Origin of the sequence: Chitinophaga eiseniae, from assembly GCF_012641265.1 — a bacterium.
GTDB lineage: Bacteria > Bacteroidota > Bacteroidia > Chitinophagales > Chitinophagaceae > Chitinophaga > Chitinophaga eiseniae_A.
This window is the reverse complement of record NZ_JABAHZ010000001.1, coordinates 1476556-1494745: the sequence shown is the minus strand read 5'-3', so window position 1 is coordinate 1494745 and position 18190 is coordinate 1476556. Positions and strand designations below refer to the sequence as shown.

Genomic DNA, 18190 nt, shown 5'->3' with positions numbered 1-18190 from the left:
AAGTTAGTTGTTTTTATAAATCTCTCCAAATTCCCGTGCAAAATCTGCAAAGCTGGTCGGACCGAAGGCAATTTTTTCCTGTTGACGGTAGTCATTGAGCAGGGAGCCGTCTCTCAGGGCCACACCGATTTCTACCACGTATACTTTGGCCATTTGTTCTGATAACCCGGATTCCATCAGGCCTGCCAGCAGGGCTTCGTCGGGGAAGTGTACCCAGGCGAGGTCGGGCTGTCCGGCTGCAGCGCCCAGCAGCGAGGCTATTTCCGCACCGGTCTTTTCGTCGCTGGCCACATAGCGGATTTCTTTACCACTGAAGTTGAGTGTATCCAATGCGGTGGCGGCTACTGTTGCAATATCTGCCGGATGTGATAGTACAACAGGCGTAGCTGCATCGAAGTTATTGCCAATGATCCGCTGGTGTTTGATCATGGGAATGCTGCCAAGGAAGTTGCTATAGAACATGCCGGGGCGAAGATGCAATACTTGTATGCCGGCCAGTGCATTGAGCTGTTGTTCTATATAGTAGTTAGCGCCTGCAGGGCCAGCGCCATCGGGCGTATGGGCGCCAATGCTGCTGAGGTTTACCACGTATTTAACGCCGGCCTGGGTGATAGCAGTGGCATAGCGGTCGCCGGCCGCTTTCATATAGGCGTGGATATCCGTTGCGGCGTAACCCGGGGGGATCATGAGATATACGGCATCGGCCTCTTCAAAGGCACGGCGTAAAAAGGTGGCGTCTTCTATAGCGCCAATAGCGGGAATAGCCTTTAATGCTTCAATAGCGGCTGCTCTTTCGGGGTTATGACTTACCACGGTTACCCGGTGTCCTTTAGCGATCAATTGTTCAGTCAATGGTTTGCTGATGTTGCCCAGCGAGCCTGTAATAGTGATGTTCATGATTATAAATTTTACTTGCACAAAAGTAAAAGAGTACTTACTTTTGTACAAGTACTTACCCTAAAGTATGTATAAAAATGGCACGTATAAAAGAACAATCCACGATCCAGGAAAATAAGCGATCCGCCTTTGAAGAATGCCCGGTTACCTATGTGATGGAGAAAATAGGTGGTTACTGGAAGCCTATTATTTTGTTCCAGTTACTATCGGGCAGCAAACGATATAGTGATGTAAGAAGAGCTATTCCTGCTATTACAGAAAAGGTACTGATACAGCAGTTGAAGCAGCTGGAAGCCGATGGGCTGGTACAGCGCAAAGCCATGCCGGTGGTGCCACCGCATGTAACCTACAGTTTAACCAAAACAGGCATGCGATTAAAACCGGTGCTGTATGCCATGGCGGTATGGGCGGTAGATGATAGTAAAGAACACGGCGCCGTGTTTCGCCGGAATTTGAAGAATTTCCCCGGGGCTAACGATAATGCCTAACTCTTCCACTCCTTTTTTACTTCCTTCACCCTTTTTTGTAGTTGTGTTGCCTTAATAGCAGTATCGTTACCAGCAGTACTGGTAATATTTACAAAAACTGTAATTATTGTAATATGACAATGGCTAAATACTGGCGCTTCCTGCCGCTGCTGGCGGTGGGGTTGACTGCTTATGCAAACAACACTCCGGAGGAAGATAAGGAAGTGAACAGGAAAAATGTGATACGCCTGGTGATGAAGCGTATCAGCAATGAGCACTATGCTCCCAAAGCGTTGGACGACCAGTTTTCCCGTATCATCTGGAAGAAGTACTTACAGGCACTGGATGCCAATAAAAATACCTTGCTGCAATCCGATGTAGATGCGTTGCGCAAATATGAAACATTGATAGATGATGAGCTGACAAATCCTTCCCTGGAATATTTCAATGCCATCTATTCCGTATCTATGCAACGTTTGAGGGAATTGCAGGAGGTATACCGTACCATCCTGGCGCAACCTATGAATTTTAAGGTGAGGGAAACCATACAGCCCGATCGCAGCAATGCCATTTATCCTGCCGATGAAGCCGCCCGCCGGGAAGTATGGCGTAAAAGCCTGAAGTACCAGGTATTGAAGAAAATGCTGGAGATACAACAAAAGGACAAAGATAAATCTGACGCGGTAGCCGAAAAAGAAGCGCGGAAATCCGTGCTGATGTCTACCGATGGACTGTTTAAAAGTCTCCTCAGCAACACCGCCTCAGACGATCGTTTCAGTGCTTATATGAATACGATTACCCTGGAAATGGATCCACATACCAACTATATGGCGCCGGTAGATGCCGGCTTACGGGAGTCGATGATGACGCACCGTTATTACGGGTTAGGGCTGGAGCTCATCTCTAAAGAGGGTGATGTGGTGATCAAGCGGGTGATGCCCGGAGGCACTGCAGCCCGGAGCGGATTGCTGCAAGCGGAAGACCATATCCTTAGCCTGAGCGATGGAACGGGCGCGATGATAGACATTACCGGGATGAGTATTGTAGACGTATCGAAGATGATCCGGGGAGAGAATAATTCTACGTTGAAATTGTTGGTCCGTAAAAGTACTGGTGTGGAGAAAGAGGTAACCGTAAAGCGGGGAGAGATCAAGGAAGATGGTAATGCCGCTAAAAGTGCCGTGATTATAGATGGCGCCAGGAAGATCGGTTACATCCAGTTGTCGGAGTTTTACCTGGATCAGACCCGGACCGATGGTGCGCGTTGTGCCATAGATGTAGCCGCCGAAGTAGAGAAATTAAAACAACAGCAGGTGAACGGCATCATCGTCGACCTGCGGGGTAATCCTGGTGGTTCGCTGGACCAGGTAGTAGCTATGACTGGTTTGTTTGTGAAAACAGGGCCGGTGGTACTGGAGAGAGATCGTACGCGGCTAGGGAGCTATCCTATCCAGAATGGCGACAAGCCATTGTATGAGGGGCCGTTGGCAGTGATGGTAGATGAAGGCAGTGCTTCTGCGTCTGAAATTTTTTCCGCTGCTATACAGGATTATCGCCGGGGCATTATTGTAGGAAGTCCTTCTTCTTACGGAAAGGGTACCATGCAGGCTACCTATCCAATGGGTAAGCTGGGCGACGCCGCCAAAGGAATCCCCGATATCAGCTATGGTAGCCTGGCATTAACTATCAGGAAATTTTACCGAATTAATGGGCATACTACTCAGCTGAATGGCGTAACGCCCGACGTTATTTTCCCCAGTCGCCGGGCTTATGCGAAGATAAAGGAGCGTGACAATGAAAGTGCGCTGGTAGCCGATACCATTGAAAAGGCCTACTATGTGCCTTATCCTGATGAAGTGGAGTTAAAGAAAGTGGCTGTTGCTGCGCAGGATCGCATTAACCGCGACAGCGCATTCAACGTGGTGAAACGCGATGTAGAGTGGCTGCGGGCGCATGATGCGCCGGTATACAGCCTGGAGAAAAATATGTTTAAGCAACAATTGAACGAAACCCAGTTTTATAACGACGCTATTGACAAGGCCGTGAAATTGCCTGCTGATAAACAACTGACTATAAAAGGCACCTCCATAAAAGATGCAACACCGGACAACCTGGCCAAATACCAGGAATGGATGAATAGCTACACGAAGGACAGGTACCTGGCCGGAACAGTAGACATCCTCACGGATATGATAGGGAAATAGCCCGAAAGCAGAAAATTTTCGGGATTTTAGCCTATTTTGCGTTGATAAATATACGGAGGGTGCCAAGGGGATATGTATCAACCAAATTCGATGGAGCCGGCTGCGTTTGAGGAGTTATTCCGCAGTCATTATTCTTTTTTATGCGCTACCGCTTACTATGTAGTAGGGGATGAAGACACCGCCAAGGATATTGTCCAGGACTTCTTCCTCTATTGCTGGGACAAGCGCTTTATGATCCAGATTACGCAAAATTTTAAAAGTTATGCCGCCCGCGCCGTACGTAATGCTTGCCTGAACTACCTGAAAAAAAAGGGTAAAGTCATTTTCAATGATCCATCCGGTTTTGTGGATGATGGAGTACCGCCTCCGGAAGATGATAAAGAACTCGAAGAAACACGAAATGCCGCCCTATGGGCGGCTATCGGCCGTTTACCCGTACAGCGCCAACGTATTTTTTTACTCAGCAACCGCGATGATCTTAAATATAAAGACATTGCCGACCAGCTGAATATATCTGTTAATACCGTTAAAACACAAATCAAACTAGCTTACCAATACCTGAGAAAGGAGTGCGAGTGGATGATCATTTATATCTCATTTTTATTTTTTTTAGATAAATATTGATTTCCCTTCACCCTTTTTTAAAACGCGGTTGCCTTTAATACAGATCGTTATGGATACACCAGGCAAGGACATAAATTGGGACAAACTACTGGATGCATTGGAAAATGCGGATACTGCCTCTCTGAATGAAGAGGAGCAGGCCATGTTACGGGCAGCCAGCGAGATGAAGAGCCGGGTGCAATCGGCAGAGAAGTTCCCGACAGAAGAAGGATGGCAACGGTTTGTAGCAGCACGCGACAACCGGCCAATGAAAGTAAGCTGGAGACGTAGAGTAGCCGTAGCAGCTGCCGTAGCGGCGCTGGTAGTTGGAACAGGACTATGGTGGCAACATCACCGCTCTACAGGCAAATCTTCCGGCCTTATGGCCAAAGCGGATCTGAAACCTTCCGTACGGCCACAGATCCATTTATCCAATGGAAAGGTAATGACCCTGGATAGTGCCGGTACCGCTGTACAAAATGTGAATGGCACAGCCATCAGGGCTAATAATAGCGAAGTGGTATATGAGGCAGGCAACAATGGAGCAGCCACGCCACAACAGGATACCCTGGTAGTACCCCGGGGAAATACCATCCGGGTAGTATTGAGCGATGGTACCAGAGTTTGTGTAAATGCCGAATCAGAATTAGTATATCCTTCCGGCTTCAATGGACTTAAGCGGGAAGTACAGGTAAAAGGGGAAGCGTTCTTTGAAGTGGCGGCTAATCCGCAACAACCTTTCATCGTACATGCAAAAGGGGTGGCCATCAATGTATTGGGTACCGCTTTCAATGTAAACACCTATACGGTGAGTATACAAACCACCCTTACATCAGGTAAGGTAAGTACCATAGCAGATGGACAAAATGTGGTGTTATCGCCTGGTCAACAGTCCAGCTATAACAGTCAAACGAAAACATTACAACAACAGATAGTAGATACCAGAATCTTTACAGCCTGGAAAGACGGCGATATTTATTTTGAAGAAACGAGTTTATCAACCATTTTGAACAGCCTTGGGCGTAGCTTCGATTACGAATTTAAGTTTGAAGATGCATCATTAGAAAAATTAAGTTTTACACTGGACATGCGTACGCCGGAAGATCTGCAGCAGGTGCTGGATCGTATCAGTCTCACCAACGGCGATGTTAAATTCCGGGTACAGGGCAGAACCATTTATGTAAGCCATTCCGGGCAAACAGGAAAATGAAAAAAATCGGGTAGAAACACTGCAACAGGCTACTGTCATGTGTAAGGCTACGCAGGGAGTTTAATCTTTAATATCAAACCAAAATGAAAAAAATGTCGGGCTTACCTTCATTCAGGAGGGTCATGCAGGGCTATGCCGTGCCATTACTGCTGCTATGCTTTTTATTGCTGGTTACCGGTATTGTACGGGCGCAGGGTAGTTATTCCGTGCTGGACAGCCGGGTCACGTATCATGCCAACGGATTGCCTTTGCCCACGGTGTTAAAGGAAATTCGTACCATCACGAAGTTGCGGTTTACCTATAACAATGACCTGGTGCGTAAAGGGCCGGCAGTAACCGTAGATCAGAAGAACGGTACCCTCCGGGAACTGCTGAAACGGGTGCTGGCCAACAGTGGTCTGGAGTTTATTGAGGACCTGGGAGGTGTGGTTATTTATGCCGAAAAGCCAGCATCAGCGAATGAGAAAATTTCTGAAAAAGATGTGGCATTTCGCGTGTTGGGGCAGGTATATACTGTAGATGGAGAACCGCTCGCGGGAGCTACCGTACAGGTCCTGGGTTCCCGGGATGGTACCACCACTGCCATTGACGGAGTATTCTCCCTGTGGATGAAGGAGCATCAGCAATTCCGTGTATCCATGCTGGGTATGAAAACAGTGGTACGTACGGTAACGAGAGCGGAGGCGGAGAAAGTATTTATGAAAATTAAGCTGGACACAGCGGCACAGGCGATCAGCGAGGTGGTAGTAAACGGGTATCAGAAAATCGATGCCCGTATGTCTACTGCCGCAGTGTTTACGCTGACCGCTGCGGAAGCATTACAACCCGGGCAAATGTCTATCGACAAAATGTTACAGGGTAAAGTGCCCGGCCTGATGATCATAAATAGTTCCGGTAGTGTAAACGCCCGTCCTACCATTCGTATGCGCGGTACTTCTACATTTGTAGGGAATGCAAGTCCGCTATGGGTAATCGATGATGTAGTGAGGCCTGACCCGGTTGATATTTCTGCGACCCAATTGAATAACGTTGTTTCGGATGCGCAGTCCGGTGACTTCTCCCTGTTGGGAGGCGCTATCAGCGGCCTGAATCCCTATGATATTGAAAAAATTACTTTCCTGAAAGATGCGGCGGCAACTGCTATTTATGGTGTGCGTGCAGCCAATGGGGTGATCGTGGTAACGACCAAAAGAGGAAAAGCGGGACCTATGCAGGTATCTTACAATACCAGCCTTTCCTTTCAGCAACGTCCTTCTTACAGTAATCTCAACCTGATGAATTCTCAACAGAGAGTACAGTTGTCGAGAGAGCTGTATGCTGATGGCCTGCTGCAGAATTCCAATAATGGCCTTTCGGAGAATATTTCTTATGAAGGTTTGATGCAGGCGCTCAACGCCAGGAGGATTACGGAGTCTCAGTTCAAAACAGCTGTGGGTAAGCTGCAAACCAATAATACTGATTGGTTCAAGGTGTTGTTTAGAAATGCTTTTAACATGACGCATGGGGTAAGCATGGGTGGAGGCGCAGGAAAAACGACCTACTATGGTTCCATTAGTTATAGTGACGGCAAAGGTGCAGCCCAGCTGGATGGAAATAAACGGTACACTGCCGACCTGGCCGTCCATGCTGATGCCACTAAAAGACTGACCGTGGACTTCAAATTAATGGGGAACTATAGTGAGTCAAAGGGATATTATCCTGGCGTAAATCCTTTGAACTATGCATTGCAGACTTCCAGGATATTGGATCCAAGTCTCACTTACCCGGTTAATGTATCCGGGATGGGTGTTTTACCCAAGCCTCCTCCAATCACGTTCAATATGCTGAATGAGCTGGCCCAAACGGAAAATAATAGCAGTATCAGGTCTCTCATTGTGGGTTTGGGACTGAGTTATAAAATTACGAAAGGCCTTGTATTCAGAAATACTTCCAGTGCTATTACAGATGCTGCGGAGTCTATGCAGGCGGCTTATGAAGGCAGCAAATCTGTGTCGGACAGGCGTGGATGGGACCTGGCTTATATGCCAAATGACAAACAGGTAGCTGGCTCAGCATTGCCGTACGGAGGTCTCGCCGTTATCGCCAATCAAAATGTATTGACGCTGAATACCCGTAATATGTTGGAATATAACACCGGCCTGTTTAAAGACCGGGATCAGTTTATTGCTTCAGCGGGGGTTGAAATTAATTCCAGCCAGATAAAAGGATTATCCATCACACAACCGGGATATTTTCCTGACCGCGGTATGAGTTTTTATCCCAGTCCTGGCAGCCAGTTTGCCCTTGGCAGAACAACGCTCACCAGGGCGCTTACCAACACGTTGTCTATGTTTGGTACTGCCACTTACAGTTTGAATAGCCGTTATGTATTTAGTGCTACTGTGCGTACCGATGGTTCCAACAGGTTTGGCCAGTATTCTAATGCTAAATTTTTACCCAACTTCGGCCTGGCAGGAAAATGGAATGTCACCAATGAATCGTGGTTGCAAACCAGCCGTATTTTCAGTGGACTGGATTTGAGGGCCACTTTTGGTACACAGGGAAATGTAGTGACAGCTGTAGGTCCGGAGCTAATCGCTTCTTATTTGCCGGTAGCAAAGGACAATTATAATCAGGTTACAGGGATACCGTTATTAGGCATCAAGAGTTTGCCTTATCCCGATTTGCGTTGGGAGAAAACTTATCAGTGGAACTTTGGAGTCGACCTGTCTTTATTCGATCGTCGCCTGAGTGTGAATGCAGATTATTACATGAAGCGCAGTAAAGACCTGATCGTTAACAGGATATTGCCCTATGAATATGGAATGAGTGACATGTACAAAAACGCAGGCACACTTACCAACCAGGGGCTGGAACTCCATTTGGGGGTAGAGGTGCTGCGCGGGAAGAACGTCAATTTATCCCTGAGTTTTATTAATAGCAAGAATTTCAACCAGATCGGCGCCAACGATTTCCAGAACAATTATGCTGACTATTTAAATGGTAGAGCGTTTGTTCCCGGCAGGCCAATAAGTGGTTTCTATTCTTATATCTATACAGGGTTGAATGGTACGAACGGTGTTCCCACTTTCCGTAACCCGGATGGGAAAACACAGAAAGATGATCCCACTACTTTCCTGGTGTATTCCGGCCAGATGCAGCCAGTATTTAATGGGAGTTTTTCCATGTCATTCAGGTATAAAAGTTTCTCCACTACGGCGGATTTTTATTATGCGCTGGGCAGCCACAAACGTCTGAACCCATTGACTACACAGGTCCAGGCAATGGATGGCGTACCAACGCCTTTTACCAATGTGAGTAGAGAATTGATTAACCGCTGGCGTAAACCTGGCGATGAAAAAACAACCAACGTACCTGCTATTGTTGACATAACAACGAATACAACATTTGGGGATTTTCCTGATAACGTGTATTCTGCCTATAATCAATCTGATTTAAGAGTGGTGAACAACAGCTTTATGCGTTGCCGCAGTATAAGATTTGACTATACCCTGTCGCAGCAAGTGGTACGGAGAATAGGCGTAAAGGGTATCTCCACCGGGCTTTTTATTAATAACCTGTTTACGGTGGCCAGCAGTAAGTTACACGGACAAGATCCGGAAATTGACGGCGTTGGTACCACTGCATTGCCTATTACCAGGCAGTATGGATTCAATATGAATGTGAATTTTTAAAACGAGTGTATGAAAAAGATCATAGTCATCGCCATAGCAGGATTGAGCCTGATGTCCTGCAAGAAATTTCTGGAAGAACGTTCTCAGTCGGATGTTATTCCAAAAACTACCAAAGATTTTGGAGAGATCCTATATACTAACGGCTACCCGGATAACTATACGCTGATGCAGCCCTATCTGGTTATGATGGATGATGATATCCAGTGCTACAATGGCCAGCCGCTGGCAGATCAACAAGCAGTGATTACGGCGAATGCAGGTGCATTTCAGTGGCAACCGAATTTTATCGATGTATGTAACAGGACCGGGAGCAGTGATGCGAAAAACTTTAATTCATGGGGCACCTATTATCGCCTGATTTTAGGGGTAAATGTAGCCCTGCAGTACCTCGATAAGTCGGTTGGCAGCGACGCTGAAAAAGCTCAGTATAAAGGGGAGGCGTATGCTTTACGGGCATTTTATAATTTTATGCTGGTCAATTTATACGCGAAGCCATATAACGATTCTACCACTACGCCAGATAAGAGCGTCGGTATTCCGCTTAAATTGGACCCTAATTTGTCTGAAGTGCTACCGAAGCAAAATACGGTGAAAGAGGTATATACACAGATCACTACAGACCTTGATAGCGCCATTTATCTCCTGGGGCTGAATAAATCTGATCAGAAATTATTCCGTATTTCACACGTGGCTGCGCATTTATTGGCCAGCCGGGTGTATTTATACATGGAACAATGGGATAAAGCGATTGCTCATGCCGACTATGTTATTAGTTATCATCCACAGTTGATGGAGCTCAACGGATGGGGAGATCCCAATGCGGACGAAAAACCAATTGTAGGTATAGGCAATGTGGAAACCATCTGGTATTATGGATCCGTATTAGAACATACCATAACCGGTGTGCCCGGCGCTTATGATGTTTCAAACGACCTGGTAAGTAAGTTTGAACCGAATGACCTCCGGAATGGGATCTACTTTTATGTTACCCCGGATTGGCTGAAACAATATGTAACTGCTGACTTCTCACAGATGAAAAATACCGCCAGTGGAGTCCCTAACAGCCAGGGCCAGATGAACATGGGTAGTAGCTGGCGCAGTTCGGAGGCCTACCTGAACAGGGCAGAGGCGTACGTACAGCTTTATAAAACAAAGGGAGATGCCAATGGCGCGCAGGAAGCACTGAAAAGTTTAAATACGCTTCGCGCCAAACGATTCAGTGCAGGAAATTTCACCCCCTGGACGACACACCCGGCTGACCAGTTGTTGCAAATGTGCCGCGATGAGCGTAGAAGAGAGTTTTTTGCAGAGGGCACTCACCGATGGATGGATCTCCGGCGGTACGGCATGCCCGCTATTACCCACTATTATTCGCCGATCATTGGTGGAGGAAACCAGGTGTTTACACTGGCCAGGCGTGATCCACAGTATGTACTGCCCATTCCTAATGAAGTATTACTTCGGAATTTGTCTTTAATCCAAAATCCTCAACTGGTTAATTTAAGACAACCACAATAACAATCGCTGTTCATGCAAAAAAGAAATTTTATGCGCCATTCGTTAGTACGCAATATCATGCTGGTATTATTGCCATTATTGTGGTGGACAATATCCTCCTGTCAGAAAGAAAAAGTGATGGCAGATACTGTACCGGATTTTTATACACTGCCACAGGGTAATCAACCCTACGACGACTCCATTGTGGCATTCCATAAGCAATATGGTGCATATATCCTGTACAAATTTACGCCGCGGGATTTTGGATACGATTACACCCATTACCTTAGAGCCACCGCTACCCAGGCAAACCCCGCTTATGTGGCTAATACGCTTCGTTTTTTTAAGTCGCAATGTCTTGATTTCTACCCGGAAAGCTTTTTGCAGAAAACAATGCCGTTTAGAATCCTGCTCGCAGCTGCTATAGATACCATGTGGACCAATAGAACTACTTACGGCCGGTCGGTTCCTGGCGTCCTGGCGAGCAGCACGATGATGGCTGTCGGATGGGCCGACAGTACGCTGCAGCAACAATTACCCGGCCGGTTAAAAGAGTTAAGAGGGTATTTGCACAGGGCCTATGCTTTGCAGAATATGCGGTCAGGAGCACTCAAAATACCGGCAGACTTCCTGAAGTATTTACCGGAATCTTATTTTAGCCTTGGCTGGGATATGGGGGCACAAGGATTAGTAGAAACATTCAATGATATTGACGCGTTAGACAAAAGTGAGGCCACTGATTTTGCCGGCTTTGTAGGGATGATTACCACACATACAAAGGCTGAGCTGGATACTACTTTTTTGAGCCCTGCTTACGATACGAAAGGTTTGGTATTAGCGAAGTACAATGCTGTCATCAATTTTTATAAAGACCTGGGCGTTGACCTGCAGGCGATAGGTAACCATAATTAGTCTATACACAATACCTGGTCAACAGCGCTCCTGTATTTTCCCTCATCGTCAAAAACGTGAGTTGACTCATTGTCTGACTTAGCACTGCAGACAAGGGATAGTATTGCCCCAGCGTGGAAGGATCGGCCTGAAACCAGCTTTGTGTTGCCGGTCTGAAATAATTCCGGTTTTTGCTTCACCCTTTTTTGTTAATCCCTTGCCTTTACTTAAACCAAAAATCTGCACGATGAAAACTGCGCGTTTTTTTTCTATAATGATGCTGTGTGGCTTAGGAGCTACTGCAGCCGCTCCCGTGGTAAATACTACCCTCGATGTGAAGGTGAGTGTCCCACCGGCATTTAGTGGAATTATCAGTTTCAATTCGCTGAATGACAAACAACATTATCAAAGCGAAACGTTCTTTGTAAAAACAGATCAGCCAACAGCAGCGTTCTCCCGGAAATTACCCGCCAGTACCCAGATCATTTACCTGAATAGTTGCCCGCTGCTTGTTAATGCCGGCGACCAGGTTAAAGCTGAACTGTTGCCCAAGTATACTAACCTGGGAAAAGTGATGCCAGGCCGGTTTCGCCTGGCAGGCAATGGAAAGGATGCCAATAGGCAGGTATTACCTTACCTGATAGACAGCTTGTATGCCAGTGCTGCCGTAACCACTACGCAACAGGCAGATGAATTTATCAAAGATGCCTCAGCACAGGTAGCAAAGCTGATCAGCGCAGCTAAAGTGAGCAAGGCAGATAACCTGGCAGCGCTCAAGGCATTTGAACAATCTAAGCAGTTGTTGCTCCGCATCAACGTGGCAACTCCCATTAAAACGCCGTCTACTGCAAAAGAGTTGGGAGACTGGTGTTTAAACGGATTTGATTGTGCTGCACCGGCTTTTTCTGCTATTGGTGATGAAGGTATTGCCACGCAAGTTGAATATGTATGGATGCTTGCCCGTAAACTGCAAGACTCAACGCTCACAGACAACCAGCTGATCGTGGAAGGACTGTTGACATGGAAGGCAGACCGCATAAAGGAAAAATCAACCATCGGCTGGATGACGGTAGAGGGACGGCAAAACGCGTATACACCCGATCTGAAGGTCGTTTATGAAACAGCTAAAGCTACCCTGAAACCTGGCTCACTGGCCATGCATACGATAGATTCCTTATATAATTCGTATCTGCAAATGAAGCCGGGAACACCGGCTTATAATTTTGCGCTGAAAAATGATAACGGGGACCTTGTTCGCTTATCAGATTTCAAAGGCAAAATAGTGATTATAGATATATGGGCGATGTGGTGCCATGGCTGTGTTGCCGCTTTACCTACTTTCCGGAAACTGGCAGATAGTTATAAAGACAAAAAGGATATCGTATTCCTGACTATTGCCTGGGAAGAACCAAGTGCGCCCAATAAAGCGATATTGAAAAAGTTTTCCATAGATCACCACATTGAAGGGGAAAACAATTTGTTCCTGAGTAGCGACAGATCAGACCCCCAGGCGATGGAATTCATTAACCGCTATTGCCTGAATAGTATCACCCGCTGGGTAGCCATCGATGATAAGGGCAACATCCTGGATGGAAACATGGGATACCCTACTCCCGACAATGCCTTCGAACAAAAAGTGGCCAATTGCTATAAAGCCAGAAACTAACCAATCACCTTCCGCCATTCAAACCTAAACTGTCACACTTGTATTTTAAATTTTCCATATTACTGGTGGGTGTTTTTCAGCTGTTTCAACCAGCTGGCGCCGCGCAGTCCAATAAGGATACCACTTACAACCCGGCGGAGGCCTTTGCTCCGCTGAATTATCCACCTGGCAACGACATCCGCACTGCCGATGGCAAGCCAGGTGGCCATTACTGGCAGAATAAAGCAGACTACCGGTTGGCGGTTACTTTCGATACCGCCAGCCGGGCCATCCAGGGCACTGTAAACATTACTTACGCCAATAATAGCCCGGTGGCATTGGATTATGTGTGGCTGCAGGCTTCGCAGAACCGCTTCCGGAAGGATGCGCGTATGCCGATGATCACGAAGGCGGGCGTTGCGCGTTTCGACGTGGAAGAATATACGGATGGATGCCGTATCCATGCTATGCAGGTGGCCAACGATAAACAATCCCTGCGAAAAGCTATCTATGAGGAAGCAGGTAACTACATCAAAGTACAATTGCCCGCTCCTTTATTACCCGGTCATAGTGCCGTTATTGCCGTGGCGTATGACTTTGTATTGCCGGTAATCGGTTCCGATTATATGGGCATACTATCTACGCCTCATGGAAAAGTTTACCAGTTCTCCGGGATGTTTCCCCGTGTATGCGTATACGATGCCGTACAGGGCTGGAATGTAGCCGGAAGCGGTTACCTGGTGGAACCCGGCAACCTCGACGCCAGCATTACGGTGCCTGCAGGACTCATCGTGCAGGGCACCGGGCAGCTGATGAACCCCGAAGCGGTATTATCGCCCGGTGTTTTGGAACGGTACAAAAAGGCCTGGAAAAGCGATTCCGTGATACAGGTGAGAACAGAAACGGACCTACGTAATACCGTAGCTGGCAACAAACAACAGACCTGGCATTTTTATACACCCAATGCCGGAGATGGCATATGGGGTATTTCTGCCGCATTTCTGTGGGATGCCGTACGGGTCAACCTGCCCGATGGACGCACTACGCTGGCAATGGCCCTCTATCCGCCGGAAAGCCACCCCGACTGGCGGAAGATCACCGGGCAAATGAAAGATATCATCCGCCTGTATTCCCATAATTGGGTCCCTTATCCCTATTCAACGGCTGTTAATATAGCCGGTTCCATTACTGGTGTAGCCGGTCCCGCAGTATCTGTAATACATTATTCGAATTCCAGCTTCGGAAATACGGTCTGGACAAAAACCAACCATGAAATCGGCCATACCTGGTTTAATATGATGATTGCAGCCGACAGCAAACATGGCTGGATGTGCGAAGGGCTCAATACTTTCATTAACCTGGTCAATTGCGATTCGCTGAAAGGCGAACCTGCTTTTGACGTGAATACCGCCGTCGGCTGGTTGTCGACGCCCAAAGAGCTCACCACCCTGAATACACCTGCTTCCTCGGTAAAGCTGGAAGACATGGCCATGGTGATGTATGTGAAACCCGCAGTAGCCCTATGGGTGCTGAGAAACGAAGTGATCGGGAAACAAAGATTCGACAAAGCTTTCCAGTCTTTTGTGAAAGACTGGGCGTTTAAACATCCCACCCCCAACGACTTTTTCCGGGCTATCGAAAACGGCACCGGAACAGATCTGAGCTGGTTCTGGCGCAGTTGGTTTTTGACCGACTGGAAATCAAATCCGGCTATCCGGCAAGTGGAATATGTGAAGGGGGATCCGGCATTGGGTATCGATGTCACCATCGAAATTAAACGTAACATGCCTATGCCGTTAACCGTGGAAATACGCGAGTTCAATGGAACCGTGAACCGGCAGCATTTGCCGGTAGACATCTGGCAACAGAAAGGCACTTATACATTCCACTATGCATCGGTATCGCCGGTAACCACGGTGATCCTGGATCCGGCCAATGCCATTCCCGACCTGGACCGCAGCAATAACACCTGGAAAGGAACCGGTGTTAAAACGCCGGTAACCACCCGCGTAACGGCGGAGCAGGTGGTTAACCGCTACCTGTCGGCGATAGGAGGAAAGGCCGCTTTGCAGCAGCTGCAACAGGCTACTATCAACTATACCAGCAATGAAAATGCACAACTGGACTTTAAAAAGCAATGGCAGCCGGGTACTACGCAAACGACCCTTTCATTAAACATGATCCACATGCAGCTGGCTAATATCAGTACTTCCGATACCGGCGTACAGTTTACGCGGCTGGGTCAGGCAGTGCCATTGTCGGCCCCGCAACAGGCGCAGCTGAGTAGCAATGCCACCTTATTTCCGGAACTGCATTTTTTTGATCAAGGCTACCAAACCACCCTGGATGATAACCTGGTGAACGCAAATGGCATGAATGCTTATGTGGTGCATGTTGTGGCTCCGGGAGGCAGTCGCTGGGATTACTATTATGATGTTACAACCGGCTACAAGATAAAGGAATGCGCTCCTGTAAGTACCGTTGGTGGCTTGTTGTACGACCGGCTCGAATTTGCCGGCTACCAGCCCCAGCATGGCATACAATGGCCCGCCACTTTACTTTATAACGCTCCCGGAGAAGGAGAGAGCCTATTACAACTGAAAAAAGTTACGGTACAATAATATTTATCAATCATTCTAAAATATCTAAAACGATGCGTATGAATAAAGGTATGCTTTTGGGACTCGCCCTGTGCACGGCATTTACGGCCAACGCGCAGAAACGGCTGCAACTGGATGTAAAGATTAAAGGATTGCCCCAGGGTGATACCGTGTTTTTGTGGGGGCCATTAACTAATACTATTGATACTGGTTATGTGAAGAACGATCATTTCAGTATTAACGCGGATATGAGTGAGGGAGGATCCACCTATATTTTGCAGATAGGTACCAATGGTAAACAGGAACAGGGTACTTTCCTTTACCTGGAAGCCGGAAAAATAAATATCACCGGCAATGGACCTTTCTTCGAAAATGCTACCTATACCGGAAGTCCATTTGTGGCAGATTGGGTAGACATTAAGAAAAATGTGCTGTCGAAAGAAACTGGAGCAGCAGCGATAGAAGCCCTGCAGGCAAAGTTGGAAAACGCAGCAAAACTGGGAGATGAAGATGCGCAGGTACAGATCAAGGCGGAAATGAACAAATTGATGCAACCGATGTCTGAAGCAGCGCTGGATTGGGTGAAAAAACACCCTAATGCAGGTGCGTCGTCTTTCCTGATCAACGCCCAACTGTCGCAAACACTGAGTAAAGACGAGATAAAAGATCTGCTGGCTAGCCTGGGACCGGATGCGAAGAATACGTTCACTGTCAAAAGAATGATGACACAGCTTTTCGGTGGCAGTTCCATGGCAAATTTAATGAACAAACCGGCGCCGGCCATCACGGTGAATGACACTGACGGCAAGCCCGTATCGCTGGCTGATTTTAAAGGTAAATATGTGTTGCTGGATTTCTGGGCAAGTTGGTGCAAACCATGTCGCGAAGCAATTCCGGCATTGAGTGCTACCTACAATAAGTATAAAGATAAAGGATTCACTATCTTATCTATTTCCCTGGATGACAAAAAAGACAAGTGGATGCAGGCGATTGGAGAAGAAAAAATGCCATGGGCACAGGTGTCTGACTTGAAGGGAGGAGGAAGCCCTGTAGCTGCTAACTACGGTGTAGCCGCTATTCCTGCTGCTTTTCTGATTAGTCCGGAAGGTAACATTATAGAGATCGGTGCCATGGGCGAAAGATTAGAGAAGAAATTATCAGAAATACTGAAATAATCTTTTGTGGAACCCTTATGTACAAGGTTGTCTCTGGAAAGAGACAACCTGTTTTTTTGTGTCAACCTTGGGGTTTCATATCTTCCAGGGCGCCAAAGGCATGGTCAATTAATATTTTCCAGGTGCCGTCGGCCTGTTGCTGCATCACTTCCACTCCTTTGGAACTGATTTTTATCTCTTCTCCATTTTTAATACACCATTCCGATCTGCCTACGGCAATATTGCCTGTTTGCAGGCAATACACGGTATTAATCTCCATCGTCCCTTCGATGGCGAGGATAGACCGGATGGCTTCTTCAAATTTTTCCCTGCCGGATACCGGCTGATCGGGTGCCGGAACAATGATCCCGTTGAAATCGTACATGTTCAGTACGGTAGCCACGTTGCCGGTATTGAATGCGGCAGCCAGCGCTGCGTGGGCATCTTCTGCCCGTTTAGGTAAATTCATATGATGGGTGTTTTAAGCGTGAATAAACGATTTAACTGAAAACAGGCGCGAAGCTCTGTGTGGTCTGGATATCGGCAGCCAATGCCCCGATACGGTCATAAACGTTGTTGAACAGGAATGGTCCCATACTCACCCGTTTTACCCCTAATTCCTGTAACCGGGAAAAGTTGGGGAGACCAGGTACACACATTACATTTACCGGTAAGCGGGTATCGGCCACGGCAGCGGCAATATCGGCCGGGTCAGTAATACAGGGCAGGAAGATGCCATCGGCACCGGCAGCTTCGTATAGGGCCAGGCGTTGTTGCGTGGCTGCCTGCTTGCCGGCAACGTTCAGCAGGTAAGTATCGCAGCGGACGTTGATGAAAAGACGGGCCTGCTTTGCAGCCAGCTTGCGCCTGATAAATGCCAGGGTATCGGCAAAGACAACGGCATCTCCTAATACCCTGGTATCATTTTCGATCAGGGAATCCTCTATATTGATACCTGCCACACCAGCCTCCCAGAGCTGTAATACGCGGTCGCTAATGGCCTGTGGGGTGTTGCCGTATCCCATTTCCAGGTCAACCGACAGCGGAATTTTTACGGTAGACAGTATCCGCCGGATGACGAAGAAATAGTCGTCGAAGGGCATGCCTTCGCCATCGGCATAACCGAGACTGGTAGCTACCGCTGCACTGGAAGTGGCGATTGCCGGAAACTGTTGCTGCTCAAAAAGGGCGGCACTCCTGGCATCCCAGGCGTTGGGTAATAAGAACAGGTTACCAGTATGATGCAGTGCGTGAAAAGAAGAAAAGTTGGAAGACATATCATTGCTATTTTTATTAATAGCAAAATTAGGGCAGCGGGTAACCGTGGAATTGTATAAATCAGAACAGT

General features: G+C 47.4%; 13 protein-coding genes. 10 read left to right on the top strand and 3 right to left on the bottom strand.

Annotated elements, in window-relative coordinates; genetic code table 11:
• Positions 1–3 precede the first annotated feature (3 nt).
• Entirely contained in the window at positions 4–897 is an 894-nt protein-coding gene (locus HGH91_RS05870; RefSeq protein WP_168737487.1) for an SDR family oxidoreductase, read from the bottom strand.
• Positions 898–974: 77 nt separating this feature from the next.
• Between HGH91_RS05870 and HGH91_RS05865 the strand changes: the two genes are divergently transcribed.
• From HGH91_RS05865 to HGH91_RS05820, 10 genes are all read left to right on the top strand, one after another.
• Positions 975–1385, top strand: a complete 411-nt coding sequence (locus tag HGH91_RS05865; protein WP_145670699.1) for a winged helix-turn-helix transcriptional regulator — start codon at positions 975–977, stop codon at positions 1383–1385.
• Positions 1386–1498: 113 nt separating this feature from the next.
• Positions 1499–3568, top strand: a complete 2070-nt coding sequence (locus HGH91_RS05860; RefSeq protein WP_168737486.1) for a carboxy terminal-processing peptidase — start codon at positions 1499–1501, stop codon at positions 3566–3568.
• Positions 3569–3658: 90 nt separating this feature from the next.
• Positions 3659–4192, top strand: a complete 534-nt coding sequence (locus HGH91_RS05855) for an RNA polymerase sigma-70 factor (protein ID WP_168737485.1) — start codon at positions 3659–3661, stop codon at positions 4190–4192.
• A 49-nt stretch (positions 4193–4241) separates the two neighbouring features.
• On the top strand, positions 4242–5381 hold the full coding sequence (locus HGH91_RS05850; protein ID WP_168737484.1) for a FecR family protein: 1140 nt from the start codon (positions 4242–4244) through the stop codon (positions 5379–5381).
• 92 nt (positions 5382–5473) lie between these two features.
• Positions 5474–9055, top strand: coding sequence for a SusC/RagA family TonB-linked outer membrane protein (locus tag HGH91_RS05845; protein ID WP_168737483.1), 3582 nt, complete (start codon positions 5474–5476; stop codon positions 9053–9055).
• A 9-nt stretch (positions 9056–9064) separates the two neighbouring features.
• On the top strand, positions 9065–10573 hold the full coding sequence (locus HGH91_RS05840) for a RagB/SusD family nutrient uptake outer membrane protein (RefSeq protein ID WP_168737482.1): 1509 nt from the start codon (positions 9065–9067) through the stop codon (positions 10571–10573).
• A gap of 30 nt (positions 10574–10603) precedes the next feature.
• Positions 10604–11464 (top strand): hypothetical protein, encoded by an 861-nt coding sequence (locus HGH91_RS05835; protein ID WP_168737481.1) that lies wholly within the window; start codon positions 10604–10606, stop codon positions 11462–11464.
• Positions 11465–11690: 226 nt separating this feature from the next.
• A complete protein-coding gene (locus tag HGH91_RS05830; RefSeq protein ID WP_168737480.1) occupies positions 11691–13109 on the top strand; it encodes a TlpA family protein disulfide reductase in 1419 nt (472 codons plus the stop codon).
• 38 nt (positions 13110–13147) lie between these two features.
• Entirely contained in the window at positions 13148–15709 is a 2562-nt protein-coding gene (locus tag HGH91_RS05825) for a M1 family metallopeptidase (protein ID WP_168737479.1), read from the top strand.
• 38 nt (positions 15710–15747) lie between these two features.
• Positions 15748–16863 (top strand): TlpA disulfide reductase family protein, encoded by a 1116-nt coding sequence (locus tag HGH91_RS05820; RefSeq protein WP_168737478.1) that lies wholly within the window; start codon positions 15748–15750, stop codon positions 16861–16863.
• Positions 16864–16924: 61 nt separating this feature from the next.
• Here HGH91_RS05820 and HGH91_RS05815 read toward each other — a convergent pair whose 3' ends face one another.
• Complete coding sequence (locus tag HGH91_RS05815) at positions 16925–17311, bottom strand: YybH family protein (RefSeq protein ID WP_168737477.1); 387 nt, start codon at positions 17309–17311, stop codon at positions 16925–16927.
• Positions 17312–17342: 31 nt separating this feature from the next.
• The gene (locus tag HGH91_RS05810) at positions 17343–18119 is read right to left on the bottom strand and encodes an isocitrate lyase/phosphoenolpyruvate mutase family protein (protein ID WP_168737476.1); all 777 of its coding nucleotides are present in this window, start codon (positions 18117–18119) and stop codon (positions 17343–17345) included.
• Between the last annotated feature and the right edge of the window lie 71 nt (positions 18120–18190).